Genomic DNA, 25,271 nt, shown 5'->3' with positions numbered 1-25,271 from the left:
ATGCGCCTGATCGCCCCGGCCCGGCCAGCGGGGTCTTTGCGGGCTTCGACCACCAGACGCGTTGCACGTTCACGCAGTTCGTCAGGGTACTTACGAGGAGCAGCCATAATCGGCATCCTTCCGGGTCTTGATCATCTCCATCAAACCCGCGGCGATTCAAACTCCACCTACCCCGCCCCATGTTCAACCCAGCGAGCCACCACCACATAAGACACGGTCTTAACCCACCGGCGGCCCCGTGACGAACGTCCCATCCGCGGTGTACGGCCACGCGTTGGACTTGCAGCCGTTCAGGCCCTTGATTTGCTGCATCATCACCGGAGCGGGCTTTCCGGAACCCGGGCAGGCCGTGTGCTGTTGGTAGCCGATCATGTGGCCTGTCTCGTGGTTGATGATTAGATGCCGGTACTCGGCCGGCGGCCCGTCATACTGCGGCGAACCGGTCACCCACCGCTTGAGGTTGACGATGACACCACCAGTGACCTCGCAGTTCAGCTCGCCGCCGGTGTCCCCAACAGCGGCGCACAGCTTGTCGGTGGTCTTGGGGGTGGCGATCTTGATGACGACGTCGCCACCGCTGGACACCAGCTGGAACCGGCCCTTGCCGTGCGCGGCCCAGCTGCGCGGATCGGACAGGATCGTCTGGACCTCAAGGGCAGCCTGTTCCGCGGATACATTCACGCCGTCCTCGACCTGCACCTCGTAGCGACGCAGCGGACCGCTGGTGCCGACGACCTTGCCGGACGCTTGCGCGGTGGTAAAGGTTCCGGGCCCCGAGGCCGGCACAGCCGGACTGCTCAGATGGTCGGATGGCGACAGGGATGCAGATACCGAATTCCGGCCGTCTGACGGGCCGGCCGTGGTACGCCAGGCGGCGAGCGCCGCGCCGCCGAGAAACGCGCCACTCAGCAGACAACCGGCAAGGAGTACACGGGCCAGCGGCCGTCGTGCGTGGCGTGGACGGCTTCCTCCACGACGACGCAGGGCATGACGTTTGCCCATGCCAGACATCTCCTTGATTTGCGGTGGCGCTGAGGACGGGTAGTCGCTCGTAATCGGCAGCGGCTGCTGCCCCCCTGGTCTGGGAAGTCGGGGTGCGTCCTCAAGCCTCGGCGAGGACCACATCTGCACGATCAAGGCCGTGCTTCTGGCAGCACGCAGACATGTATCAGGCAGGTATCAGGCACCGAAGCGGGCAGGCTGTGTCAACAGAAGCTTTGATCTGGCTCTTCGGTACTTTCCGTGAAGCGGCCGGTCAGTGTGCGAGCAGAACGCGTCTTCGCAGGAGGAGAACCGCCCCGACTCTGTTGGAGGTCCTGAGTCCTGGACGATTGGGACTAATGCCAGCGAAGAGGAAGTACTCGTACGAGCTCCGTGAGCGGGCGGTCCGGATGGCGTTCGAGATACGCAAGCAGACCGGAGTGCGGACCGGGACGATCGCGCGGGTCGCCGACCAGCTCGGCGTCAACCGGGAGGCCGTGCGCTCGTGGGTGCGTCAGGCCGAGGTCGACGGCGGCAAGCGCCTGTGGATGCTCGTCAAGACCCAAGGCCTGCGCGGCCGCACCTTGCCACACATGCCGAGGCGAACCTCGCACTCTTCGCATACATCGACGGCTTCTATAACTCCCGTCGCATCCAGGAACGGCTCGGCTTCCTCAGCTGACGGCGGAAATGCAAAGCTCCCTGCAGTGTGAAGTCCCAAGAGATGCTGGGCACGGAAGTCCGGCGAGATGTTGGACGGTCCGAGCACATCCTTGACGCTGCCTCATCGTTGAGCCGTGTGTGGGTGAGAAGCAGGACGATGCCGTTGTCGACGACCGTCGTTGGCTGGCCGAACACCGGTATCGGGCCGTGCTGCAGGTCAAGAACGGCGACCCGGTAGCGCAGGTGGCTCGGCAGGCGGGAGCCTCTCGGCAGTCGGTGTACTCGTGGATCGCGCGGTACGACGAGGGCGGGCTTGAGGCCCTGGCTGACCGGTCCCGCCGCCCACGCACCTCGCCGACCCAGGTCGCCGGGGACATCGAGGCGACGATCTGCGAGCTGCGGCTCGCTCACCCACGCTGGGGAGCCCGCCGGATCGTTCACGAGCTCCAGCGCCGCCACACAGCCGCGGTCCCCGGCCGCAGCACCGTCCACCGGATCTTGGTCCGCAACGGCCTGGTCCGGCGCCAGGAACAGAACCACCGCCGTGTCTACCGCCGTTGGCAGCGCGATGCCCCGATGCAGCTGTGGCAGCTTGACATCATGGGCGGCGTCTTCCTGGCCGGCGGCCGCGAGTGCAAGCTGGTCACCGGGATCGACGACCACTCCCGGTTCATCGTGATCGCGAAGGTCGTGTCCCAGCCCACCGGCCGGGCCGTGGCCACCTCGTTCGCCGAGGCCATGAGCGTCTACGGAGTCCCCTCCGAGGTCCTGACCGACAACGGCAAGCAGTTCACCGGTCGCTTCACCAAGCCTCGGCCCGCCGAGGTCCTCTTCGAGCGGGTCTGCCGCGAGAACGGCATCACTGCCCGCCTGACCAAGCCCCAATCACCCACGACCACCGGGAAGATCGAGCGGTGGCACAAGAGCCTTCGGCGCGAACTTCTCGACCACTCTGGTCCGTTCGCTGACCAGGCCACCGCCCAGGCGGCGATCGATGCCTGGGTTCACGCCTACAACCACGACCGGCCGCACCAGTCCCTGGACATGGCGGCCCCAGCGTCCGTCTTCCCCCCGGGACCGCCCGGCAGCCATATCCCGCTGCCCGCTCCGCCTACCGGCCGAGCTGCCTTCCCAGCGCACACCCGTCTCCGACGACGAGATCCGAGCGGTCGAGTGGGAGACGACCGTCTCCGCGATCGGCCGCGTCATTCTGGTGAACAACCAGCAGGTCAAGTTCACCGAGGCCCTGGGCGGCAGAACCGTCACCGTCTGGGCCGACTGCCGCAGCATCCATGTCCTGCTCGCCAGCGAACTCATCCGCACCCGCTCGTCCCGGCTGACTCCGGCTGACTTGAGGAAACTCGTCCTGCGGGGCGCCCGCATCGCCGGGCCTGAACCTGGACAGCCGTCCGCCGCCCATGCCGGACCGCAGCAGATCGTTGAGGTCGACCGGACCGCTAACCGGGACGGCGACGTGCAGCTCGGTGGCCAACGGATCCTGCTGGCCGCCCATCTCGCCGGACAGCAGGTCACACTTCGCTTCGAGGGCCGGGTTCTCCACGTGATCGCGGGAGGCTACCTGGTGAAGACCCTGGCCTCGCCCATCGAGGCAGCCAAGCGAGCCTCGCTTGTCGGCGCCCGCCTGGCCACGACACGTCTGCCACCGCCACCGCCCGGGCCCCAGCGCGCCGTTCGGAAGGTCCCGAAGGACGGCGTCACGATGGTCGCCAACCAGCGCCTACGTGTTGGGGCCTCGCACGCGGGCAAGACCGTCACCATCGTCATCGAGGACACTGTCTTCCGCGTCCTCGACGGAGACATCGAGCTCTCCGTCCACCCTCGCAAAGCGACCGGCCCGATCAGCCGCTTCCATCCCGTGCACGAGCGGCCAACGAAGCACTGCTGAACTCGTCAGGCATGTCCTGAGACCGTCAAGCATCTCCTGACGCCAAAGTGTCCAAGATCAGCTGGGACCTCACATCACCGGGGGTCAACTCGTGGCCATTGACACTCAGCTCCATCGAGTTCGAGGAGAAGCACTACACCGAGCAGGCAATGGCCGAACGAACCTAAACACCCATCAACCCGTCCCGACCTGCTGATCAGCACCTCTCGCACAACGGGGGAAGCTCACGCACGGCCGCGCAGAGTTCACCCTGCTCCGGCATCGCCTCCTCCTCGGATAGCCACACTCTCCGTCACCGCCGGAAGTGAGACAGGGGCGTTGATTGGACACTCCTGCCCTCCCAGCCACGTCCATTCGCTGGGGCGGACGCCCTCTGCAAACGGCATAGCCGTAGACCTGAGTCCTGTTACTGCCCAGTGCCACCGGGCTGGTTCAGCTGGATCAGATCCCATCGGTTCCCCTACAGATCCCAGAAGACGGCAACCGTGCCGTACGGCTTCTGTCGGGGTGCCTCTTCGAACACGACCTCGGCCGGCCGTATCCGCTCGTAGTCGCGCTCGAACACGTCGGTGTTCAAGAACCAGCCGACCTGGCCGCCGGTCTGATCTCCGATACGGGCCTCCTGCCGCCGGTCGTGGCCCTGACCGGGAGCCCAGCTTTTTCCGTGCTCCCGGCGGAGCGATAGCGACCCGCCGCTTCTCATCGTCGATCAGGGGTGTCTTCCCGCAGCGCGAACCCGACGACGACGTCCCGATAGAAGGCATGGCCTCGTCGTAGGCACGCGCGACAACGGTCACCAGTCCGAGATAAGCCATCAGGTGATGATGCTTGCGGGCCGGTCAGATGCACCAAGCTGGCGAACCTATGTGGTCGCGGCGCTCAGCGCTCTCCCTTTGTCCCGTCCGAGATCGCTCCGGGCGGGTCACTTCAGGCCCGTCACAAGTAGCAGTTAGGTGCTTCGGGAAGCCGGCTACGTGGGAGGCCAATACGAAGGCGACAGGGACCGACAAGAACCAGTCAATTGCCAGCGGCAACCCGCATAGCCAGGTGCGGTCCGTACCAACTTCAGTAGCCTTCCGGGCAGGCTCTCCCACGGACCGCCATGTGGGAGGGCCTCGCGTTTGTCGTGCATGGCAGCGCGGAGCGCAGCGGTCGGAGGGAGACGTCAAGTGCCCGGTATCGACGAGGTGTTGACCCGTGCGATGGGGATTCCCGGAGTCCAGGGGGCCGGTCTGACCGACTGGACGAGCGGGCTGACGCTGGGCACCGCCGGGCGGGCCCCGCACGGTGACCACGAGGCGGCGGCCGCGGACGCCGCCGAGGTGGTGCAGGCGGTGACCCGGAACGCCACGTTCGACACCGCGGACGGGGACGGGGAACCGCTGGAGGACCTGATCATCACGGCGGGGAACAGCTACCACCTGATCCGCCTGGTGCCCACCGCCTTCGACAGCCAGACCTGCCTGCACCTCTGGCTGGACCGGGCGCAGGCCAACCTCGCCATCGCCCGATTGCGACTGCGGGAACTGGCCGCGGAGTTGGCGGCGACGGACTGACGCCCCGACATGGCTGGGACACCGCTCCCGCAACGGGGCCCGATCGGTGACGACGACCGATCCGGCCCGTTGGGTCGGTACGCCGCCCAACGGGCCACCGGCGCCCTGCGCGGCCCCGATGGCTGCGTCTACCTCCACGAGGGCGCGGTCTACTGCGTCGAGTGCCCGGCGGCCCCCGACATCGGGGCCCGGCTCGCGCGGGCCGGCCGGTTGCCGCCGGAGTGCTGGCGGCGCGCGGAGGCCGCCGCCGGAATGACCCATCAGGGGGGTCAATTCCTGCTGACGCAGGGCTGGTTGACCCGCGGTGAACTGGAGCTCTGCCAGCTCGCCGCGCTGCTGGACGCGGCGTGCTTCGTGCTGCCGCCGGCCTCCGGGGCCACCTCCTTCACCCCGGGCGACGCGCACTGGCTGGGGGTGATCCGCCCGGTCGGCGCGGCCGCGCTGCTGGCCGCGGTGGCGCGGCGGCGGGCGCAGCTCGACCGGCTGGGCGCCTGGGCGGCCGCCGACGGCGCGCCGGTGGTGCCGCTGCCGGCGGAGCAGCCGGACCGTCCGCCCCTGACCGGCCGTCAGCGGCGGTTGCTCGCACACGCCGATGGGGCGCGCACCCCCGGCCAACTCGCCCATGAGCTCGGCCAGTCGGCGTTCTGCACGCTGTTGGAGGTGCGACGGCTGGCCGCGGCCGGGCGGGTGCGGGTGTCGGCGGGGTTGCCGCGCCGGCGCCCCGGGGCCTTCCGGGAGGAGCGGCCGGGCCGGGACGCCGCGGCGGTGTGGCACCTCCCGGACCCGGGCGTGCTGGAGACCGCGGCTCCGGATGTCGCCCTCCTCGTCCGCCTGCGCACCGCACTGGAGGAGAACCTGTGAACCCTTGTGAACCCCGCCCATGAGGCGCGTATTCGGAATGCGCGCCAGGAGAAGGAGCGTCAGAACACCGATGACGAGCGAGACCGAGGCGATCGCGTCCGGGATCCGGGACGAACTGCGCGCGTTGCGCGAGCACATCAGGCATCTGCACGGCGGGATGGTGGCGAGCGCGGACGGGATGGTGATCGCCCATGACCTGCCGGACATCGAACCCGACGGCCTGGCCGCGCTCACCGCCGCGGCGATCGGCGTGGCCAAGCGTCTGACCGACGCGACCGGGCAGGGCGGGTTCGAGGAGTACCTGACCCGCGGCAGCCGCGGCTACATCGCGGCGTACGCGGCCGGCAGCCGCGCGGTGCTCACCGCCGTGGCGGGCCCGGAGGCCAACGTGGGCCGGCTCCACCTCCAGGCCCGACGCACCGCCACGCGCGTCGCGGCCCTACTTGACGCACCACCGGGCCGGTAGACCGTCAAACCGTCAATGGGCATGTGTGGGCCGGTGGTTTCCGGTCACTACCGCCGGCCGCCCAGCACCCAGCCGCCCCCAACTAACCAGTCACTCCACCGAATTCAGTGAAAGGCCCATCCCTCATGACGCAGATGGAAACCGCCCTCAGCGAAGCGATGTCCACGATCGAGGGCGCGATAGGCGTGGCGCTGGTCGACTACACCAGCGGCATGGCGCTCGCCACGCTCGGCGATCCCCAGACGTTCGACCTCAATGTGGCGGCGGCCGGGAACACCGATGTGGTGCGCGCGAAGTTGCGCACCATGGAGATGTTGGAACTCCAGGGCGCCATCGAGGACATGCTCATCACGCTGACCTCGCAGTACCACCTCATCCGGCCGCTGACGGGCAAGAGCGGCAACGGCCTCTTCCTGTACCTGGTGTTGGACCGCAAGCGCGCCAACCTCGCGCTGGCGCGCCACCGTCTCGCCCGCCTGGAGGCCGATCTGGAGGTGTGAACCACTCAGTGAGCCGCTCAGCCGGCCGCGGCCGCGTCCAGCAGCCGACGTAGCGTCAGGCCGTCGGGGGCGACCACGGTGGCCAGTGCGGCGGGTCCGGCGAGCGGGGCCAGGACGCCCTGGCCGGCGCCGTCGCCGGCGGCGCCGCCGAGCAGCGTCACCTCGGCCGGCTGGTCGGCGAACTCCGGTCCGCAGCGAAGGAGTTGGCCGACGGCTCGGTGGTCGCCGAGGACCGCGGAGCTGTCCCAGCCGGGGGCTGAGGGGCCGTAGGCGGTCTCCTGGTCGAGGAGGGTGCGGCCGGCCTGGCGGACCGTCAGGCGGCTGCGGAGCGCGCCGGTTTGCTCGCCGGTGCGGCCCAGGACCTGTTCCTCGCGGAACACCAGGCTGGCGGTGGGCGCGAGGTCGATGGTGGTGGTCATCCGCAGGTCGCTGCTCTCGGCGGAGATCAGCGGTTCCGGCAGCCATTCGAGCCGGGCGCCGTCGCCTACCGTCAAGTGGACGTCGTAGGTGGCCAGTTCGCCGGTCCGGCCGGGCAGTGCGACGGTGGCCGCGGCCGCGGTGATGCGGAGCGAGGTGCCCGGCTCGGCGGTGGCCTCGATGCGCAGCCGGTCGCCGCCGAGCGGGGCGCTCATGGCGCCGACCAGGCAGACCCGGGCCTGGTCGGCGTGCGACTGGACGCGGCGCAGCGCGAACGGGCCGCCGCCGTCCAGGACCGGCAGCCGGGTGGTGCCGCCCGGCTCGTCGGCGCGGGCGACGATGCGGGCGGTGGCCCGCAGGCCGGCCGCCGGGAGGGCGGTGGCCTGCGGTGCGGTGGGGAACGGGAGGGTGCGGGTGGTCATGCCTGGGCCGCGGTCCAGTTCGCCAGCTGCGCCCGGACCCAGTCGGCGACCGGCTTGACGCCCTCGGGCTGCTTGAGGGCGGTGAACGCGACGGGCAGGTCGCCGCGTTGGGCCTTGGCGTCGCGGGCCATCCCGTCGAGGTCCACGCCGACGTAGGGGGCGAGGTCGGTCTTGTTGATGACCAGCAGGTCGGCGGTGGTGACGCCGGGGCCGCCCTTGCGCGGGATGTCGTCGCCGCCGGCGGTGTCGATGACGAAGATCTGGGCGTCGACCAGGCCCTTGGAGAAGGTGGCGGTCAGGTTGTCGCCGCCGGACTCGACGAGGACCAGGTCGAGCGGGCCGACGGCGTCTTCCAGGTCCTCGACGGCTTCGAGGTTGGCGGAGATGTCGTCGCGGATGGCGGTGTGCGGGCAGGCGCCGGTCTCCACGGCGGTGATCCGCTCGGTGGGCAACACCGCCTCGCGGCGCAGGAATTCGGCGTCCTCGCGGGTGTAGATGTCGTTGGTGACGACGGCGATGGACAGCTCGTCGCGCAGCACGCGGCACAGGGCGGCGACGGTGGCGGTCTTGCCGGTGCCGACCGGGCCGCCGAGGCCGATGCGCAGGGCGCGCCGGGTGCCGTCGGGGCGGATCGGTTCGGCGGCGCTGTAGGTGTGCCGGTGCGGGAAGCCGTCCTGGTGGTCGAGGTGCATGGTGACTCCGGTGGTTCGTAGGGCCGCGGGGTGGGCGGCGCGGTGGGTGGGTGGCGGGTCAGGACGCGAAGAGCCGTACCGGCCAGGCGGCGTGCGCTTCGGCGGCGATGTCGAGCAACGGCGCGGAGGCGGCGGGCAGGGCGTCCGGGCCCTCGGTGACGGCGCGGTGCGCGGCGTCGGCGCCGGCCTGGGCGACCTGGTCGAGGTCGTCGGCGAGGCGGGCGAGGACGGCAGTGGCGTCGAACGGGTCCAGGCTGAGCAGCCGGACCGCGGCGGTGGCCGGGCCGCTGATGTTCTCGTAGGCCACCGCGTAGGCCGCGTCCAGGGGCGTCAGCCCGGCGGACCGGGCTGCCAGGCCGAGAACGACGGGCTGGTGGGCGCCGCGCGGGCGGGCCGCGGCCAGCGCGTCGAGCTCGGGTCCCGGCCAGGTGGCGCGGGCGGCCCGCATCATCTGCCGGCCGAGCCGGCGGGCGACCTGACGCAGCGCCGGTACGGGCGTGCGGGCGTCCGCGGCGTCGTCCAGGACGAGCGGGTCCAGGCCGGCGGCGGCCGCGGCGGCGAGCCCCGCGGCAACCAGGCCCGCGGTGTGCAGCCGGCCCCGGCAGAAGGTCGCGAGGGTGGCGGCGTCCTTGATGTGTCCCGCGGTGACGGCCGGTTCGGCGCCGCCCGAGTGGGCGTGCCCTCCGGCGGGGAACCGGCCGTCGGCGAGGACGAGCAGCGCAGCGCGACTCATCGATGGTGCTCCGGATCTTGTCGTGGCGTCGTGAACGGTACGTCAGAAGAGGAAGTACCGCTGAGCCATGGGGAGTTCGGCGGCGGGGGCCGGCTCGACCACCTCGTCGTCGATGGTCACCGTGAAGGTGTCGGGGTCGACGTGTACCCGCGGCAGGGCGTCGTTGTTGCGCATGTCGGCCTTCTTGACACCGCGGGTGGAACGGATGGCCTCGAAGGACTTCGCCAGCGGGAGGCGCTCGGGGAGGTCGTCCTCGATGGCCTGCTGGGAGACGAAGTTGAACGAGTTGCTGCCCGGGGCCTTGCCGGTGGCGCCGAACATCGGGCGGGGCAGGATCGGCTGCGGGGTCGGGATGGACGCGTTGGCGTCGCCCATCTGCGCGTAGGCGATCTGGCCGCCCTTGATGACCAGTTGGGGCTTGACACCGAAGAACGCCGGGTCCCACAGCACGAGGTCGGCCAGCTTGCCGCTCTCGACCGAGCCGACGACGTGGTCGATGCCCTGGGCGAGGGCCGCGTTGATGGTGTACTTCGCGACGTAGCGCTGGGCGCGGTGGTTGTCGGCCCGGCCGTCGCCCGGCAGGGCGCCCCGGCGGCGCTTCATGACGTGCGCGGTCTGCCAGGTGCGGAGCACGACCTCGCCGATCCGGCCCATGGCCTGGGCGTCGGAGGACATGATCGAGATGGCGCCGAGGTCGTGCAGGATGTCCTCGGCGGCGATGGTGGAGGGCCGGATCCGGGACTCGGCGAAGGCCAGGTCCTCCGGGACCGCCGGGTTGAGGTGGTGACAGACCATCAACATGTCGAGGTGTTCCTCGACGGTGTTGACGGTGTGCGGCCGCGTGGGGTTGGTGGACGCGGGCAGCACGTTGGGCTCGGAGACCATCGCGATCATGTCGGGGGCGTGGCCGCCGCCGGCGCCCTCGACGTGGAAGGCATGGATGGAGCGGCCGGCGATGGCGGCGATGGTGTCGCCGAGGAAGCCGGCCTCGTTGAGAGTGTCGGTGTGGATCGCGAGCTGGGCGCCGCTCTCCTCACAGATCGACAGGCAGGCGTCGAGGACGGCGGGGGTGGCGCCCCAGTCCTCGTGAATCTTGAACCCGAGGACGCCGGCGCGGAGTTGGTCGCGCATCGACGGCAGGGACATGGTGTTGCCCTTGCCGAGCAGCCCGACGTTGACCGGGACGTTGTCCATGCCCTCGAAGAGCCGGGCGATGTGCCAGGCACCGGGGGTGATGGTGGTGGCCTTGCTGCCCTCGGCGGGGCCGGTGCCGCCGCCGACCAGGGTGGTGACGCCGGAGGCCAGCGCCTCGTCCGCCTGCTGGGGGCAGATGAAGTGGACGTGGGTGTCGATGCCGCCGGCGGTGAGGATCTTGCCGTTGCCCGCGATGACCTCGGTCTCCGGGCCGATGACCAGGTCGGGGTGGACGCCGTCCATGGTGTCGGGGTTGCCGGCCTTGCCCAGGGCGGTGATCTTGCCGTCCCGGATGCCGACGTCGGCCTTGACGATGCCCCAGTGGTCGAGCACCACGGCGCCGGTGATCACGGTGTCCGGGGCGCCCTCGGCGCGGGTGACGCGGGACTGCCCCATCGACTCGCGAATCACCTTGCCGCCGCCGAAGACCGCCTCGTCGCCGGCCCGGCCGGGGCCGCCGGAGCGGTCCTCGCTGATCTCGATGACCAGGTCGGTGTCGGCGAGCCGGATGCGGTCGCCGGCCGTGGGGCCGAACAGGTCGGCGTATTCCTGGCGGGTCAGTTCAGCCATCGAGAGAACCTCCGGTCTCACCGCGCAGCCCCACAACGATCCGCTTGCCCGCGAGGGGAATCAGCTCGACCTCGGTGGGGATGCCGGGCTCGAAGCGCACGGCGGAGCCGGCCGCGACGTTCAGCCGCATGCCGTGCGCGGCCGCGCGGTCGAAGTCGAGGCCGGGGTTGGCCTCGGCGAAGTGGTAGTGGGAGCCGACCTGGACTGGGCGGTCGGCGGAGTTGAGGACGGTCATGCGCGTGAGGGGGAGGCCTTCGTTGAGGCGCACCGGCTCGTCGGCGTAGAGGATCTGTCCCGGGATCATTTTCTGCGCTCCCGTGGTCAGTTGATGGGTTCGTGAACGGTGACGAGCTTCGTGCCGTCGGGGAAGGTGGCCTCGACCTGGACGTCGTGGATCATCTCCGGGACGCCGTCCATCACGTCGTCGCGGGTGAGCACCTTGCGCCCGGAGGACATCAGCTCGGCGACGGTACGGCCGTCCCGCGCCCCTTCGAGGATGTGTACCGTCAACAGGGCGATGGCTTCGGGGTGGTTGAGCTTCACACCCCGGGCCCGCCGCTTTTCGGCCACGTCTGCCGCCACATGAATCAACAACCGTTCCTGCTCATGCGGGGTCAGTTGCATACGTTCCACCTCACAGGTTTCCACCCGGGCGCATTTACCCAGGTCACAGGCGTGAACTTACCTGCGCCGTTAGATGTACCACACAATGTTTAAAGGGTGAGCAAACCGGTTTCCACTAGTTGATCAGTAACTACCTCATGGCGGAAGGGTAGTTCGGCGAGATTTCACCGCCGTTACGGCGGGCCAGGAATTGCGGCCCCCTTGTCGCGCCTGACGTAACCCGCCGGAAATCACCGGCCGTTACCGTCCGGCGACCGCGCCCCCCCTCCCCGACCTCCAGGGTTGTACGAAATCGCGGGTGGCGAATTCCACACCTCACCCCCCTTCCACAGTGCGGAAAATCGGTCGGGATAACCCGCAACCAAGGGGAGGTATCCCCCGAAAACAGACGGCATTCCGATGTGCGAACGGGGCTGTCCGATATCCGCTCTTGACTGCAAGGAAAGCCCCTAGCGATCCTCATGCACGCGTCAAGATTTCCGCTGCACTTCACCCCCCACAACAGCATCGGAGCCCTCCGTGTCACGCTCTTCCCGCATGCGCCGCGCGGCCCTCGCCGCCGGCGCCGCCACCGCCGTCGCCGCACTACTGGGCACCACGGCGGCCGCCCAGGCCACCGCGCCCCGCACCCAGTCCGCGCCGGACATCCCGGTGGCCGGCATCAAGGCCCACCTCGACAAGCTCCAGTCCATAGCCGACGCCAACGGCGGCACCCGCGCCCACGGCCAGCCCGGCTACAAGGCGTCGGTCGACTACATCAAGGGCAAGCTGGACGCGGCCGGATTCACCACCAGCGTCCAGGAGTTCACCAGCGGCGGCGCCACCGGCTACAACCTGATCGCCGACTGGCCGGGCGGCGCCGAGGACTCGACGGTGATGGTCGGCTCGCACCTCGACTCGGTCGACGCCGGTCCGGGCATCAACGACGACGGCTCCGGCTCGGCCGGCATCCTGGAGGTCGCGCTCGCCGTCGCCAAGCAGCACCTCAAGCCCACCAAGCACCTCCGCTTCGCCTGGTGGGGCGACGAGGAGGACGGCATGGTCGGCTCCGGGCACTACGTCGACACGCTGGGCGCCAACCGCTCGAAGATCTCCGCGTACTTGAACTTCGACATGATCGGCTCGCCGAACCCCGGCTACTTCGTCTACCACTACAACGACAAGCTGGCCAAGGTCTTCACGGACTGGTTCGGCACCAAGAAGATCGCCACCGAATGGGACACCGAGGGCGACGGCCGCTCCGACCACGCCCCCTTCCAGAAGGCCGGCATCCCGGTCGGCGGCCTCTTCTCCGGGGCCGACTACATCAAGACCGACGCCCAGGCGAAGAACTGGGGCGGCACCGCGGGCAAGGCGTTCGACGCCTGCTACCACCGCGCCTGCGACACGTCCAAGAACATCGACGACACCGCGCTGCACAACCACGCGGACGCCATCGCCAACGCGGTCTGGCAGCTCAGCTCCTGACGCCCCGGAAGCACTGACGGACGCGGCCTTTCGCGGCCGTCCCGCGCTCCACCGAGGTCATCCCTCCCGACCCGGTCGCCGATCCCCGGCGGCCGGGTCGCGGTGTTCCGCGGCGATCCCGAAGCGGCGGCGTTCGCCCGGAGCGGACGGCAGGTGCCGCACGGACGAGACCGTACTGATCACCTGGTCCTGCTCCTCGGCCTGCTCGCTTCGCCCCCATTCCTCAAGTCGCTCCAGGTCAGCGGCGGACACCAGCGCCGCCAGGGGCTTGCCGTGACGGGTGACGACCACCCGCTCACCGCCGTAGACGACGCGGTTGATCAGATCCGCCAGCTCGGCCCGGGCTTGCGTCACCGGAATTTCGTAGGCCATGCTCCTAGCCTACGTAACGTCCGCCTGGTCCACAGTGGCCCGTGACGACGGTGAAGGTCCAGGTCAGAGGCGTTCGCGTGGTCCCGTACGCTCTCGTCCGTGAGAGATGTGTGAGACGAGGTGACACGAAGAGTCTCCTGGTCACGACGTTCCGCAGCGCCCAGCAGCTGGTCGACCTGGTGCACACCACGGCCCCCAAGCTCGTCGCCGCCACCTTCGCGCTGACCGAGACCGCCACGGCCGGCACGCCCAGCACGGCGCCGGGGTGTGTTCCTCGACGCTGCGGTAGGCGTTGGCGCCTGTGGTCAGGCGGGTGGCGAACTCCTGACCATCCTTGGCGAGGTTGTCCACTTCACGCTGCCACGGTCGACGAAGTCGGAGAGCGTGCTTGCCAGTTGGCCGTGCCCGACCTTTACTTCGTCTACTTCGCCCTGCAGACAACCTGCCAGTCATGTGCCTGATGGGCCGTCAAGAGACGCTCAGGTGTCCTGCGGGTACCAGCGCAGTTCCACGGTGTTGCCGTCCGGGTCCTGTACGTAGAGGGAGATTGCGGTGCCCCGGGCGCCGTAGCGTTCGCCGGGACCGTCCAGCACGGTGAAGACACCGGAATCGATGACCTGTTGCCAGTCGAGCGGCTCGACCACCAGGCAGATGTGGTCGACGTTGGAGCCCTGCGGCCGCGCGTCGGACGCCTCGACGAGGTCGATGATGGTGGTGGGGCTCACTCGCACGGACGGGAAGGGGGCCCTGCCGGCCCTCCACTCCTCCACCCGCACCGGTTCCAGCCCCAGCGGGCCGGTGTAGAACCCGAGCGAACGCTCGATGTCGGCGACGTTGAGGACGAGGTGGTCGAAAGCGATCACGCGCATGGGTGTCTCCGCTGGGTCGGGCGCCGGGCGCCGGTGGTGGTACGACGGGGCCGACGGTCCCGGCCCCTCCGGTCCGGGACGGTGGTCGGTTGCTGACCGCCGTGGCCCGCCGTGGACTTCAGCATCGCCGAGCAGGCATCCATCGGTCCAACACATACTGGTCATCGATATCCATCACGTTTCATCATGGATCAATGGACCTACAGCAGATGCGTTACGTCGTCGCGGTGGCGGAGACCGCGAGCTTCACCCGTGCCGCGGAGCGGTGCCACGTCGTCCAGTCCGCGCTCAGCCACCAAGTGGCCCGGCTGGAGAAGGAGTTGGGGGCCCGGCTGTTCGAGCGGACCAGTCGCCGGGTGCGGCCGACCACGGCCGGCGAGGCGTTCTTGCCCGCTGCCCGCCAGGCTCTGGAAGCGGCCGAACGAGCTCGTGCGGACGTGGCGGCGGCCACCGGCGAGATACGGGGCAAGCTGACCGTGGGGTCGATCCCCGCCGTGGCGTCCGTAGATCTCCCGGCGGTGCTACGGGACTACCGCCTGCGCTACCCCCAGGTGCGGATCAGCCTGCGGGCCGGTTCCAGTGAGCAGCTCGTCGAGCGGGTCCGCGACGGCCAACTGGACGCGGCACTGCTCGGCGTTCAGCCCGGATTCCTGCCGCAGGGCGTCCATGACCGGGAACTCGCCCACGCGCAGCACGTCGCCGTTCTCGCCCCGGACCACCCACTGGCCACGCGACACGAGGTGGACCTCCGTCTCCTCGCCGAGGAGGCGTTCGTGGACTTCGCCGACGGCAGCGCCGCCCGCGCCCAGTCGGACCAGGCGTTCGCGGCGGCCGGCCTGCGGCGCGAGGTCGCCTTCGAGGTGTCCGGGGTCGAGCTCATGGCCCCCATGGTCCGCCATGGACTGGGCATCGCCCTGCTGCCCGCGACGTTCGCCGCCGAACTCCACGGCCTGCGGACCGTGCCGGTCACCAACGGGCCGGTACGCGTGGAACGCCTCGTCTGGAGCCGGTTCCCCCCGTCACCCGCCACCTCCGCCTTCCTCGCACTGCTGGACATCGACACCCGCCCCTCGGCTGCGTAACGGGTACTGATGGGGCCCCGTGCCAGGCATGTTCGGCCGATCGCGAACGCCCGAACACCGGTGCCGCCGCGCCGTGTTGGGTGACAGAGTTGGCTTCATGAAGATCACCAAGTTCGGTCACGCCTGCGTACGGCTGGAGAAGAACGGCCGGGCAATCGTCATCGACCCCGGCCTGATGACTCCTGAGCCCGAGGCGTCGGCGGCGGCCGAGGCCGTCCTCGTCACGCACGAGCACTACGACCACTTCGATCCGGAACGCCTGCGCGGCTCCCAGGCGCCCGTCTACACCTGCTCCGGGGTCGCCCGCCACTTGCGCGAGCTCGGCGAACGGGTCCATGTCGTCCACGACGGTGACCACTTCGCCATCGCCGGCTTCGAGGTGGCAGTCGCCGGCGACAAGCATCACCACAGCCACCCCGACGCGCCTCCGGTCGACAACGTCGGGTTCCTGGTCGACGGGGAGGTCTTCCACCCGGGAGACGCCCTGACGGTGGTCGACGCACCCACAGTGCTGCTGCCGGGCCAGGCACCGTGGCTGACGGTTCCCGCAATGATCGACTACCTGCGCCGGATGTCGCCGCGTCGCGCCTACGCGATCCATGACGGGCTCCTGAACGAGTGGGGTCTGAAGGTCCTGGACGACGTCCTGGCAAGGGAGGCCAAGCGGGCGGACGCCGACATCCGACGGCTTCACCCCGGCGAGAGCGTCGCGCTGGAACAACAGCTCGCAAGGCCGGGCGAGCAACCCTGAGGATCGGGCCGCCCGCACCCGTTGGCGGACGCTCTTATATTTCGCTAAGAACCTTTCCCTAGCGTCCCGTTCATGACGAAGCAACGTGGTGTAGTCGGATCTGTTGTCCTCACGGCGGTCGCCCTGACGGCCGCCGCCGGGGTCGTTGCCGCGGCTCCCGACCCCGCCAAGGCCACTGCCTCCGTGCCCCACGGCAAGGTGACGGACAACCTGTACATGTCGCTCGGCGATTTCGAGGATGCTACGTCCGGCGCGAATCCGAAGGTCAAGGCCATGATTGACCGTAAGGACATCGGGGGCGTGCAAGTAGTGGTGCCCTGGAAGGCCCTTGAGGGGAAGAAGGGGGAGTACAGGTGGTCGCGACTGGACAATGCCCTGAAGTACCTCCAGGAACGCCATAAGAAGCTGTTCGTCCAGGTTCAGGACCGGTTCTTCGACGTAGCGATGAAGGACGCCAACGTCCCCCAGTATGTGAAGGACGAGGGCGGGGTGGCGCCGACGGTCGATGAGAACCCCGACAACCCGACCACTCACGGGGCCATGGTCGCGCAGTGGAACAAGGGCGTGCGAGCAGACTTCCAGGCCATGTTGAAGGCGATGGCGGAGAAGTTCGACGGCAAGCTCGCCGGAGTGAACCTTCCGGAGACCGCGGTCGACGTGGACACCAAGACGGATCACACCAAGTACACCTCGAAGTCGTACATCGACGCCGAGATCGACAACATGCGCTTCGGCAAGAAGGTCTTCACCAAGACGCAGTTCATCCAGTACATCAACTTCCTGCCGGACGACGACGACCACAAGCGCATGAAGGAAATGTTCGACCTCGCCAGGGACAAGAAAATCGGCATCGGCGGCCCGGACACCCTGCCGGACCGGCCGTACCAGATGGAGAACTCCTACAAGTTCCTCCATGCGTACCAGGGTTCCCTCCCCCTCGTGGCGATGGCCGTCCAGGAACCCGACATCAACGCCAAGGACCCCAAGACGGGCAAGCCGTACACCCGCGAGCGGTTCACGAGCTTCGCGCGCGACTACCTCGGGGCGCGCCAGATGTTCTGGACCACCGAGGCGGACTGGCTGAACAAGCCTGCGGCGTAGGGCGGCCGTGGAGGTCCGCCTTCGCACTGCGCGGGCCCAGGATTGAGGAATTCCGGTCGGTGGCAACGCAGTTGATCGGCTGCTGTACAGCGTGAAGGTCGGGTGGCCCGGAGGAGGAGTCTCCTCCGGGCCACCCGACTGCGTGCGCCTCTACGCGCCATCGATCGATCCGTCCAGCCACACCCTGCGACCTGACCGGGCACCTCCATGCCCGGCCACGCGCCAGGGGAGCGCGGTGGCGGCGCCATGAGACACGAGCCCCAGCAAGGACCAAAACCCCCTCTCTGGCCTGGGCACTTGACTTGATCACCAGAATCGGGTCCCCTAACAGAACGTACGTCCTGTACATTTTTTACAGACGGAAGGGAGCAGTCATGCTGAGGCCGACGGCCCGCTACGTCCTGCCCGAGTTCACCGAGCGCACCAGCTACGGGATCCGGACCCTGGACCCGTACTCCAAGCTGCTCGACGAGCGGATCGTCTTCCTGGGCACGCCCATCGACGACGCCTCCGCCAACGACGTGATGGCGCAGTTCGTGCACCTCGAACACGCCGCGCCGGACCGGGACATCTCGCTCTACATCAACTCCCCCGGCGGCTCGTTCACCGCGATGTGCGCGATCTACGACACGATGCGCTTCGTCTCCTGCGACGTGGAGACGATCTGCCTGGGCCAGGCGGCCTCCGCGGCCGCGGTGTTGCTGGCCGCCGGCACCCCGGGGAAGCGGCTGGCCCTGCCGCACGCCCGGGTGATGATCCATCAACCCGCCCTCGGTGAGACGGTCCAGGGCCAGGCCGACGACCTACAGATCCGGGCCGAGGAGCTGCTGCGCACCCGCGACAAACTGGAGGAGATGCTGGCCGAGCACACCGGGCAGCCCCGCGAGCGAATCGCCGCGGACACCGAGCGGGACACCTTCTTCGACGCCCCCGCCGCCCTGGAGTACGGGCTCATCGACGCCCTCACCCACGGCCGTAAGCACGCCGGGCTCTCACCCCTGGGGAGGTGAGGTCCCGGTGCTGCCGGAGCTGCCGCCGCTGCCCGCCCTCACCCGGGCCGAAGGCCGGTTGATCGACTGCTACTTGGAGGTCCTGGACCTGCTGGGCCGGATCAACCCGGCCCGCGACACCACCACTTACCAGGGCCTGCGCGCCGCCCAGGCCCTGGTAAGCAAGTCCACCGAGCTACGGGAGGCACTGGCCCTGATGCACGACCGGGGCGAGAGCGAACTGCACAGTGCGACCCTGGGCCGGGCGCTGCGGGTGCTGGACGGGGAGCGTCGGGCGCGGCGGGTGACCGTGCCGCCGCAGGACGGCCCCTGACCCGACCGTCACGGGGCCCGCCCGCGGAGTCGTACGGGCCCTGGCGCGGGGCGCGTTACAGGGGTACGGGCCCGGCATTCCGGGGACACGGACGACTCGTCAGTGCGCAGACGGCGTAGCGGGCGCGGCTGCGGTAAGGGGGCGAGGAATTGCGCGAGTTGCCGACATTTCCCGCCCCCCTTGGGTTTCGACGCTGGTCCCGGCCCCGCCGACGCGCCGACGGCCGGGCCGATCTCCGCAAATCCACCCATTCACACCAAATGTGACCAATGTCACACACGGCAGTTTCAGCTCGGAAATCGGGCGGGTGGTGCGTGACGATCCCTTCGACGACAAGCCCCCGCCACAGCGACGGGGCGGTCCGGACCGGCGGCCAACGCCGCCGTCCGGATCACCGGCTGACGAAGGGTTGTGCATGGCCATGCGCGTGCAGAAGCCGCACCTCCTGGTGCGCGCCGGCGCCGTCTCCGCCCTCACCCTGGTCACCCTGGGCGGTCCCGCACCGTCCCCGGGAGCCGCCGCGGAGCCCGAATTAGCCTCCGTCTCCACCAAGGCGCTGCGGATCGCCGCCTCCAAGGAGGGCGCCCCGTACCAGTGGGGGGCCCAGGGGCCGGACGCCTTCGACTGCTCGGGGCTGACGCTCTACTCCTACCGACGCGCCGGACGGGCCCTGCCGCGCACCGCGGCCCAGCAGTACCGGCGCACCGAGCACGTCTCGCGCTCCGCCCGCCGCGGCGGCGACCTGGTCTTCTTCCACGCCGGCAGCGGCATCTACCACGTCGGCATCTACGCCGGCGAGGACCGGATCTGGCACGCGCCCAAGGCCGGCGCGGTGGTCCGGCTGGAGCGGATCTGGAGCCGCACCGTCTGGTACGGACGGGTGCGCTGACCGGGGACGACGCCGACGCCCGGTCAACTGTCAGTGGGGCCCGGTAAGTTGGCGATGTGGTCGCGAAGGCGCCGCCGTCGCGGTGTGACGATCAGGACGACGCCGTCAGGGCCTGGTCATCGGGAGGTGACGGGTGGCCAGGGCACCGTTACCCAGACCGCCTTGCCGCCGGCGGTGGGCTCGACCCAGAGCCGGCCGCCGCGTTCCGCGGCCAGGGAGCGGATGATGACCAGGCCCCGGCCGTTGTCCTGCTGCACCGCGGCGGGCAGCCGGCGCGGTGGGCGCGGCTGGCCGTCGGCGACGCCCAGGCACAGCCGTTCGTCGCGGTCCAGGCGGAGTGCGACGGTGAAGTGCGGTGAGCAGCCGCGGGTGTGCTGGACGGCGTTGGTGGCGAGCTCGGAGACCATCAGGACGAGGTCGTCGAGGGCCGCCGCGTCGGGCGGTAGGCCCCATTGGACGAGGACGTCCCGGACGTGTCCCCGGGCGGCGGCGACCGAGGCGTCCAGGCTCGGCAGTGTGCGGGTGGATTCCTGGTGGTCTGCCATGACGACGCCGCCCCTTTCCCACCGAGGCGTGGCCGTGACCCACGGGGAAGACGCGCTTCCCGGCCGGGGCCCGACGTCCTCGGTTGTGTACTGTGCGCCAGACTGCCACCCATGCTGCCGGTGTGGCGGGTGATCACCCAAGATATACAGAGTTCTGTCGCTGTGTGCTCGCCCGATGCGGTGAACTCTGGTGCGGTGAACGGTGTTTGGGGTGTATGGGGCTCCAGTGACGGCGGCGCGGCCGGTGTGACCGCGATGCCGGTGTGGTCGGGCGGCGCTATCCGGCCACCGGTGCGGTCGCCACGATGGTGGCGGCCGCCGCGGCGACCTGAGCGTCCGTCAGGTCCGCGCGGGCGGTGAGCCGCAGCCGGGAGATCCCGTCGGGCACCGACGGCGGGCGGAAGCAGCCGACCGCGAGCCCGGCCGCCCGGCAGTCCGCGGCCCAGCGGACGGCCGCCTCCGGGGAGGGGGCGCGGACCGAGACCACCGCGGCGTCCGGGCACACCGCCGTCAGCCCCGCCGAGGTGAGGCGGGCGTGCAGTTCCCGGGCCACCTGCCTCACCCGCGCCGGGCGGTGCGGCTCGCGGCGCAGCAGCCGGAGGGCGGTGAGCGCGCCACCGACCGCCGCCGGTGCCAGCCCGGTGTCGAAGATGAACGAGCGGGCGGTGTTGACCAGATGCTCGATGACCCGGGCCGGGCCCAGCACCGCACCGCCCTGGGAGCCGAGGGACTTGGAGAGGGTCACCGTCGCCACCACGTCGGCGTCGCCGGCCAGCCCCGCGGCGGCCAGCGCGCCCCGGCCGCCCTCGCCCAACACGCCCAGCCCGTGCGCGTCGTCGACCACCAGCGCGGCGTCCCGGGTCCGGCAGGCGTCGGCGAGCGCGGGCAGGGGCGCGGCGTCGCCGTCCACCGAGAAGACCGAGTCGGTGAGCGCCAACGCCCGGCCGGGGTGGCCGGCCAGCGCGGCGCGGACGGCCTCCGGGACGGCGTGCGGGACCACTTCGGTGCGGGCCTTGGAGAGCCGGCAGCCGTCGATGAGGGAGGCGTGGTTGCCGGCGTCGGAGACGACCAGGGTGCCGGGGGCGGTGAGCGCGGTGACCGCGGCGAGGTTGGCGGTGTAGCCGGAGGACAGCACCAGCGCCGCCTCGAAACCGCAGAACGCGGCGAGCTCGCGCTCCAGTTGGGCGTGGAGTTCGGTGCTGCCGGTCACCAGCCGGGAGCCGGTCGCGCCGGCGCCCCAGTGTTGGGCGGCCTCGGCCGCGCCCCGGGTCACCTCGGGGTGTCGGGCCAGCCCGAGGTAGTCGTTGCCGGCGAGGTCCAGCACCGCGGAGTCGGCCGGGCGGGGCCGCAGTTCGCGGACCAGGCCGGCGCGGTGGCGTTCGGCGCGGGCGTCGTCGATCCAGTCGAACGCCCCGCCACCGGACGGCCGGGGGGCCGTGGCGGGCTCGTCCGGGGTGTCGTAGAGCAGCGTCGGAGCGGGGTCCTGCGGCATCGGCGTCCTTCGTCTGTCGGCCCGGGCCACGCGCCTCGTCCCCGGCCCGGTGCGCGGGCGTCGGGGATGCGGCCTGGGCAACGGGCCTGCGGGGCCTCGATTGTGGGCTGTCGATAGACGTTAGCGGTCGTTCCGCGCGCAGACGGTGTGGTGATACACACACCCCGATCGCCGGGCATTGTGGGAATCCTCCTTGGCCGGGGCCCCGCGCGTAGGCCAGGATCAGGGCCATGGACCTGCTGAACACACTGGTGGACAAGGGACTGCGGCGCGAGGTGCCGACCCGTGACGAGGCGCTCGCCGTGCTGGCGACGTCCGACGACGAACTGCTCGATGTGGTGGCCGCGGCGGGGAAGGTGCGCCGCCAGTGGTTCGGGCGGCGGGTCAAGCTCAACTACCTCGTCAACCTCAAGTCGGGCCTGTGCCCCGAGGACTGCTCGTACTGCTCCCAGCGGCTGGGCTCGAAGGCGGAGATCCTCAAGTACACCTGGCTCAAGCCGGACGACGCGTCCAAGGCGGCCGCGGCCGGGGTGGCCGGCGGCGCCAAGCGGGTGTGCCTGGTGGCCAGCGGCCGGGGGCCGACGGACAAGGACGTGGAGCGGGTCACCGAGACCATCTCCACCATCAAGGAGCAGAACGAGGGCATCGAGGTCTGCGCCTGCCTGGGGCTGCTCCGCGACGGCCAGGCGGAGCGGCTGCGCGCGGCGGGCGCCGACGCCTACAACCACAACCTCAACACCTCGGAAGCCACTTACGGCGACATCTGCACCACGCACGACTTCTCCGACCGGGTCGACACCGTCCAACAGGCCCAGTCCGCGGGCATGTCCGCCTGCTCCGGGCTGATCGCCGGCATGGGCGAGTCCGACGCCGACCTGGTGGACGTGGTCTTCGCGCTGCGCGAGCTGGACCCGGACTCGGTGCCGGTCAACTTCCTGATCCCCTTCGAGGGCACCCCGTTGGCCAAGGAGTGGCACCTCACCCCGCAGCGCTGCCTGCGCATCCTGGCGATGGTCCGGTTCGTCTGCCCGGACATGGAGGTCCGGCTGGCCGGCGGTCGCGAGGTGCATCTGCGCAGCCTCCAGCCGCTCGCCCTGCACCTGGTCAACTCCATCTTCCTGGGCGACTATCTGACCAGCGAGGGGCAGGCCGGCAAGGACGACCTGGCGATGATCGCGGACGCCGGGTTCGAGGTGGAGGGCACCGACACCGCCACGCTGCCGGCGCACCGCAGGGACGCGGCGGCGGTCGCGGACACGGAGCCGGCGACCACCCCCGAGGCCACCGTCCCGGCCCCCTCCGAGGAGACCCGGCGCGATCTGGTCGCGGTGCGCCGTCGCGGCGCCGGCACCGACCTGCCGCCCAATGCCTGAGCCGCTCGCCCCCGCCGAGTTGTTGGCGCTCGACCGGCAGCACGTCTGGCACCCATACGGGCCGATGCCCGGTCGGAGCGAGCCGCTGCTGGTCGAGTCGGCCAGCGGCGTCCGGCTGCGCCTGGCCCAACCGGTCGAGGGGCAGACGGAGTTGGTGGACGGGATGTCGTCCTGGTGGTCGGCGGTGCACGGCTACAACCACCCGGTGCTCAACGAGGCGGCCCGCGGCCAGTTGGACCGGATGAGCCATGTGATGTTCGGCGGGCTCACCCACGAGCCGGCGGTCCGGCTCGCCAAGCGGCTGGTGGACATCACCCCCGAGCCGCTCCGGCACGTCTTCCTCGCCGACTCCGGTTCGGTGTCGGTGGAGGTGGCCGTCAAGATGTGCCTCCAGTACTGGCGTTCGCGGGGCAAGCCGGGCAAGCAGCGGCTGCTGACCTGGCGCGGCGGGTACCACGGCGACACCTGGCAGCCGATGTCGGTGTGCGATCCGGACGGCGGGATGCACGAGTTGTGGCAGGGCGTGCTGCCCCGGCAGCTCTTCGCGGATGCGCCGCCGGCCGGCTTCGACGCCCCACCGGACCCGGCGTACGCGGCGCATCTACGGGAGTTGATCGCCCGTCATGCCGAGGAGTTGGCGGCGGTGATCGTGGAGCCGGTGGTGCAGGGCGCGGGCGGGATGGCGTTCCACTCCCCCGACTATCTGCGGGTGCTCCGCGAAGCCTGCGACGCCCACGGGGTGTTGCTGATCCTCGACGAGATCGCCACCGGTTTCGGCCGGACCGGCGCCCTCTTCGCGGCCGGGCACGCCGGGATCGTGCCGGACGTGATGTGCCTGGGCAAGGCGCTGACCGGCGGCTATCTGACGCTGGCGGCGACCCTGTGCACCGCGGAGGTGGCCGAGGGGATCTCCCGCGGCGAGCTGCCGGTGCTGGCGCACGGCCCCACCTTCATGGGCAATCCGCTGGCCGCCGCCGTCGCCGACGCGTCGATCGAGCTGCTGCTGTCCCAGGACTGGGCGCAGGAGGTCAAGCGGATCGAGACCGGGCTGCGCGGCGGGCTGGCGGCCGCGGCCGGCGGCGCCGGGGTGCGCGACGTCCGGGTGCTGGGCGCGATCGGCGTGGTCCAGCTCGACCACGAGGTGGACATGGCGGCCGCGACCCGGGCCGCCGTCCGGGAGGGCGTCTGGCTGCGCCCGTTCCGGGACCTGATCTACACCATGCCGCCGTACATCACCGGCGACGAGGACGTGGCGCGGATCTGCGCCGCGGTGTGCGCGGCGGCCCGCGAGGGCTGACCCCGCGGCACGGGGCGGGGGGCAGGGGGCGACACTCCCCCGCCCCTCCTCCCCAACGCCCCACCATCCACCATGAGCTGGAAAGGAGCACCCCATGTCGGTGCTGTTCGTGACCGGTACGGGTACCGAGATCGGCAAGACCGTGACCGCCGCCGCGGTCGCCGCGACGGCGCTCCACCGGGGCCGTTCGGTGGCGGTCCTCAAGGCCGCCCAGACGGGACTGGCGGCGGACGAGCCGGGCGATGCGGCGGAGGTCGGGCGGCTGGCCGGTCCGGTCACCCTCAGCGAACTCGCCCGCTTCCCCGAGCCGTTGGCGCCCGACACCGCGGCCCGACGGGCCGGACTGCCGGCGGTGCGCCCGCAGGAGATCGCCGAAGCCGCCGCGAAGCTGGCCGCCTCGCACGACCTGGTCCTGGTCGAGGGCGCCGGCGGGCTGCTGGTCCGCTTCGACGACGAGGGGAACACCCTGGCCGACGCGGCGCGGATGGCCGGCGCGCCGGTCCTGGTGGTCGTCGAGGCCGGGCTCGGCACCCTCAACGCCACCGCGCTGACCGCGCTGGCGCTGCGCTCGCACGGCCTGGACTGCCCCGGCGTCGTGATCGGCAGCTGGCCGGCCGAGCCCGGGCTCGCGGCCCGCTGCAACCTCGCCGACCTGCCGAAGGCCGCCGGCGCCCCCCTCCTCGGCGCCATCCCAGAGGGCTCCGGCACCCTGTCGCCGGACGCCTTCCGCGCCACCGCCCCCAACTGGCTGGCCCCAGACCTGGGCGGCACCTTCACCCCGCCCCTCCTCGGTACCGAACGGCCCACTCCCGCACGGTAATTGGGTCGCCGCAGCGGCTGGCCGCTCGGATACCGGCCGGGTGCTCCGGGCGCCCCGGAGCGCATCGGCCTCGCGCGGCAGCCGGCGGGTCTGTACGGTCAACGGCCCTGTCTCGCTTTCGGTGGTGGCGGAGAGTCGTGAGGGGGCGTTGGCATTCGCGTGGAGGATGTCAACGAGCTTGTGCAGACGGTCTTCTAGGGCCTGTCCCCGCTAGTGTCCTGAGTCGGGGATTCGTTTGCAGTATGCGGCGACTTTGTCGAGGATTTCGTCGGCGGTCTTGGTCCAGGTGAACGGCCGTGGGTTGT

General features: G+C 70.5%; 26 protein-coding genes and 1 pseudogene. 16 read left to right on the top strand and 11 right to left on the bottom strand.

The annotated features are described in order from the left end of the window. Window positions 1-219: 219 nt before the first annotated feature. Window positions 220-1,002: a DUF3152 domain-containing protein gene (locus tag ACFVFQ_RS36855; protein ID WP_383424801.1), complete on the bottom strand. Its 783-nt coding sequence runs from the start codon at window positions 1,000-1,002 to the stop codon at window positions 220-222. Window positions 1,003-1,163: 161 nt separating this feature from the next. Between ACFVFQ_RS36855 and ACFVFQ_RS36850 the strand changes: the two genes are divergently transcribed. The 6 genes and pseudogenes from ACFVFQ_RS36850 to ACFVFQ_RS36825 all read left to right on the top strand — a co-directional run bounded on the left by ACFVFQ_RS36850 (window position 1,164) and on the right by ACFVFQ_RS36825 (window position 6,933). After that, complete coding sequence (locus ACFVFQ_RS36850) at window positions 1,164-1,694, top strand: transposase (RefSeq protein ID WP_383424799.1); 531 nt, start codon at window positions 1,164-1,166, stop codon at window positions 1,692-1,694. Window positions 1,695-1,782: 88 nt separating this feature from the next. After that, window positions 1,783-3,550 (top strand): annotated as a pseudogene (locus ACFVFQ_RS36845) (IS481 family transposase). 1,169 nt (window positions 3,551-4,719) lie between these two features. Next, the gene (locus ACFVFQ_RS36840; protein WP_383424797.1) at window positions 4,720-5,106 is read left to right on the top strand and encodes a hypothetical protein; all 387 of its coding nucleotides are present in this window, start codon (window positions 4,720-4,722) and stop codon (window positions 5,104-5,106) included. Between the two features lie 9 nt (window positions 5,107-5,115). Then, entirely contained in the window at window positions 5,116-5,967 is an 852-nt protein-coding gene (locus ACFVFQ_RS36835; RefSeq protein WP_383424795.1) for a hypothetical protein, read from the top strand. A 70-nt stretch (window positions 5,968-6,037) separates the two neighbouring features. Beyond that, entirely contained in the window at window positions 6,038-6,433 is a 396-nt protein-coding gene (locus tag ACFVFQ_RS36830; RefSeq protein ID WP_383424793.1) for a roadblock/LC7 domain-containing protein, read from the top strand. A 125-nt stretch (window positions 6,434-6,558) separates the two neighbouring features. Further along, on the top strand, window positions 6,559-6,933 hold the full coding sequence (locus ACFVFQ_RS36825; protein WP_383424791.1) for a hypothetical protein: 375 nt from the start codon (window positions 6,559-6,561) through the stop codon (window positions 6,931-6,933). A gap of 17 nt (window positions 6,934-6,950) precedes the next feature. Here ACFVFQ_RS36825 and ACFVFQ_RS36820 read toward each other — a convergent pair whose 3' ends face one another. From ACFVFQ_RS36820 to ACFVFQ_RS36795, 6 genes are read right to left on the bottom strand one after another with little or no spacing between them, the layout of a single operon-like run. After that, window positions 6,951-7,772, bottom strand: coding sequence for an urease accessory protein UreD (locus tag ACFVFQ_RS36820; protein WP_383424787.1), 822 nt, complete (start codon window positions 7,770-7,772; stop codon window positions 6,951-6,953). Beyond that, entirely contained in the window at window positions 7,769-8,464 is a 696-nt protein-coding gene (ureG, locus tag ACFVFQ_RS36815) for an urease accessory protein UreG (protein WP_383424785.1), read from the bottom strand. The genes ACFVFQ_RS36820 and ureG overlap by 4 nt, the downstream gene beginning before the upstream one ends. A gap of 58 nt (window positions 8,465-8,522) precedes the next feature. Beyond that, window positions 8,523-9,197 carry an urease accessory protein UreF gene (locus ACFVFQ_RS36810; protein ID WP_383424782.1) on the bottom strand — a complete coding sequence of 225 codons (675 nt, stop codon included), beginning with the start codon at window positions 9,195-9,197 and terminating at the stop codon, window positions 8,523-8,525. Between the two features lie 42 nt (window positions 9,198-9,239). After that, the gene (locus tag ACFVFQ_RS36805; protein ID WP_383424780.1) at window positions 9,240-10,961 is read right to left on the bottom strand and encodes an urease subunit alpha; all 1,722 of its coding nucleotides are present in this window, start codon (window positions 10,959-10,961) and stop codon (window positions 9,240-9,242) included. Further along, window positions 10,954-11,265, bottom strand: a complete 312-nt coding sequence (locus ACFVFQ_RS36800) for an urease subunit beta (RefSeq protein ID WP_383424778.1) — start codon at window positions 11,263-11,265, stop codon at window positions 10,954-10,956. The genes ACFVFQ_RS36805 and ACFVFQ_RS36800 overlap by 8 nt, the downstream gene beginning before the upstream one ends. A 17-nt stretch (window positions 11,266-11,282) precedes the next feature. Beyond that, complete coding sequence (locus ACFVFQ_RS36795) at window positions 11,283-11,585, bottom strand: urease subunit gamma (protein ID WP_383424776.1); 303 nt, start codon at window positions 11,583-11,585, stop codon at window positions 11,283-11,285. Window positions 11,586-12,122: 537 nt separating this feature from the next. Here ACFVFQ_RS36795 and ACFVFQ_RS36790 point away from each other — a divergent pair. Beyond that, window positions 12,123-13,052 carry a M28 family metallopeptidase gene (locus ACFVFQ_RS36790; RefSeq protein ID WP_383424803.1) on the top strand — a complete coding sequence of 310 codons (930 nt, stop codon included), beginning with the start codon at window positions 12,123-12,125 and terminating at the stop codon, window positions 13,050-13,052. Between the two features lie 57 nt (window positions 13,053-13,109). Here ACFVFQ_RS36790 and ACFVFQ_RS36785 read toward each other — a convergent pair whose 3' ends face one another. Then, the gene (locus tag ACFVFQ_RS36785; protein ID WP_383424774.1) at window positions 13,110-13,424 is read right to left on the bottom strand and encodes a type II toxin-antitoxin system Phd/YefM family antitoxin; all 315 of its coding nucleotides are present in this window, start codon (window positions 13,422-13,424) and stop codon (window positions 13,110-13,112) included. A gap of 479 nt (window positions 13,425-13,903) precedes the next feature. After that, complete coding sequence (locus ACFVFQ_RS36780) at window positions 13,904-14,293, bottom strand: VOC family protein (RefSeq protein WP_383424772.1); 390 nt, start codon at window positions 14,291-14,293, stop codon at window positions 13,904-13,906. Between the two features lie 194 nt (window positions 14,294-14,487). Here ACFVFQ_RS36780 and ACFVFQ_RS36775 point away from each other — a divergent pair, with 194 nt between their 5' ends. From ACFVFQ_RS36775 to ACFVFQ_RS36750, 6 genes are all read left to right on the top strand, one after another. Continuing rightward, window positions 14,488-15,375, top strand: a complete 888-nt coding sequence (locus ACFVFQ_RS36775) for a LysR family transcriptional regulator (RefSeq protein ID WP_383424770.1) — start codon at window positions 14,488-14,490, stop codon at window positions 15,373-15,375. Window positions 15,376-15,472: 97 nt separating this feature from the next. Next, entirely contained in the window at window positions 15,473-16,126 is a 654-nt protein-coding gene (locus tag ACFVFQ_RS36770) for an MBL fold metallo-hydrolase (RefSeq protein WP_383424768.1), read from the top strand. Window positions 16,127-16,198: 72 nt separating this feature from the next. Further along, complete coding sequence (locus tag ACFVFQ_RS36765; RefSeq protein WP_383424766.1) at window positions 16,199-17,227, top strand: hypothetical protein; 1,029 nt, start codon at window positions 16,199-16,201, stop codon at window positions 17,225-17,227. Between the two features lie 374 nt (window positions 17,228-17,601). Continuing rightward, window positions 17,602-18,237 carry an ATP-dependent Clp protease proteolytic subunit gene (locus ACFVFQ_RS36760; RefSeq protein WP_383424764.1) on the top strand — a complete coding sequence of 212 codons (636 nt, stop codon included), beginning with the start codon at window positions 17,602-17,604 and terminating at the stop codon, window positions 18,235-18,237. 7 nt (window positions 18,238-18,244) lie between these two features. Beyond that, complete coding sequence (locus ACFVFQ_RS36755) at window positions 18,245-18,550, top strand: hypothetical protein (protein ID WP_383424761.1); 306 nt, start codon at window positions 18,245-18,247, stop codon at window positions 18,548-18,550. Between the two features lie 415 nt (window positions 18,551-18,965). Continuing rightward, window positions 18,966-19,439, top strand: a complete 474-nt coding sequence (locus ACFVFQ_RS36750) for a C40 family peptidase (RefSeq protein WP_383424759.1) — start codon at window positions 18,966-18,968, stop codon at window positions 19,437-19,439. 116 nt (window positions 19,440-19,555) lie between these two features. Here ACFVFQ_RS36750 and ACFVFQ_RS36745 read toward each other — a convergent pair whose 3' ends face one another. Together ACFVFQ_RS36745 and ACFVFQ_RS36740 are read right to left on the bottom strand one after the other, a co-directional pair. Further along, window positions 19,556-19,984: an ATP-binding protein gene (locus ACFVFQ_RS36745; protein ID WP_383424757.1), complete on the bottom strand. Its 429-nt coding sequence runs from the start codon at window positions 19,982-19,984 to the stop codon at window positions 19,556-19,558. 277 nt (window positions 19,985-20,261) lie between these two features. Continuing rightward, window positions 20,262-21,476, bottom strand: a complete 1,215-nt coding sequence (locus ACFVFQ_RS36740; protein WP_383424755.1) for an 8-amino-7-oxononanoate synthase — start codon at window positions 21,474-21,476, stop codon at window positions 20,262-20,264. 230 nt (window positions 21,477-21,706) lie between these two features. On the opposite strand from ACFVFQ_RS36740, the gene bioB reads away from it, so the two are divergent. The 3 genes from bioB to bioD all read left to right on the top strand — a co-directional run bounded on the left by bioB (window position 21,707) and on the right by bioD (window position 24,966). After that, window positions 21,707-22,849 (top strand): biotin synthase BioB, encoded by a 1,143-nt coding sequence (bioB, locus tag ACFVFQ_RS36735; RefSeq protein WP_383424749.1) that lies wholly within the window; start codon window positions 21,707-21,709, stop codon window positions 22,847-22,849. Beyond that, the gene (locus ACFVFQ_RS36730) at window positions 22,842-24,146 is read left to right on the top strand and encodes an adenosylmethionine--8-amino-7-oxononanoate transaminase (RefSeq protein WP_383424744.1); all 1,305 of its coding nucleotides are present in this window, start codon (window positions 22,842-22,844) and stop codon (window positions 24,144-24,146) included. Before bioB ends, ACFVFQ_RS36730 begins: the two co-directional genes overlap by 8 nt. Window positions 24,147-24,240: 94 nt before the next feature. Further along, the gene (bioD, locus tag ACFVFQ_RS36725) at window positions 24,241-24,966 is read left to right on the top strand and encodes a dethiobiotin synthase (RefSeq protein WP_383424742.1); all 726 of its coding nucleotides are present in this window, start codon (window positions 24,241-24,243) and stop codon (window positions 24,964-24,966) included. Window positions 24,967-25,271 lie beyond the last annotated feature (305 nt).

Source organism: Streptomyces sp. NPDC057743 (genome assembly GCF_042798755.1).
GTDB lineage: Bacteria > Actinomycetota > Actinomycetes > Streptomycetales > Streptomycetaceae > Streptomyces.
Note: the sequence above shows the minus strand (reverse complement) of the source record. Positions and strands in the feature narration are given on the sequence as shown.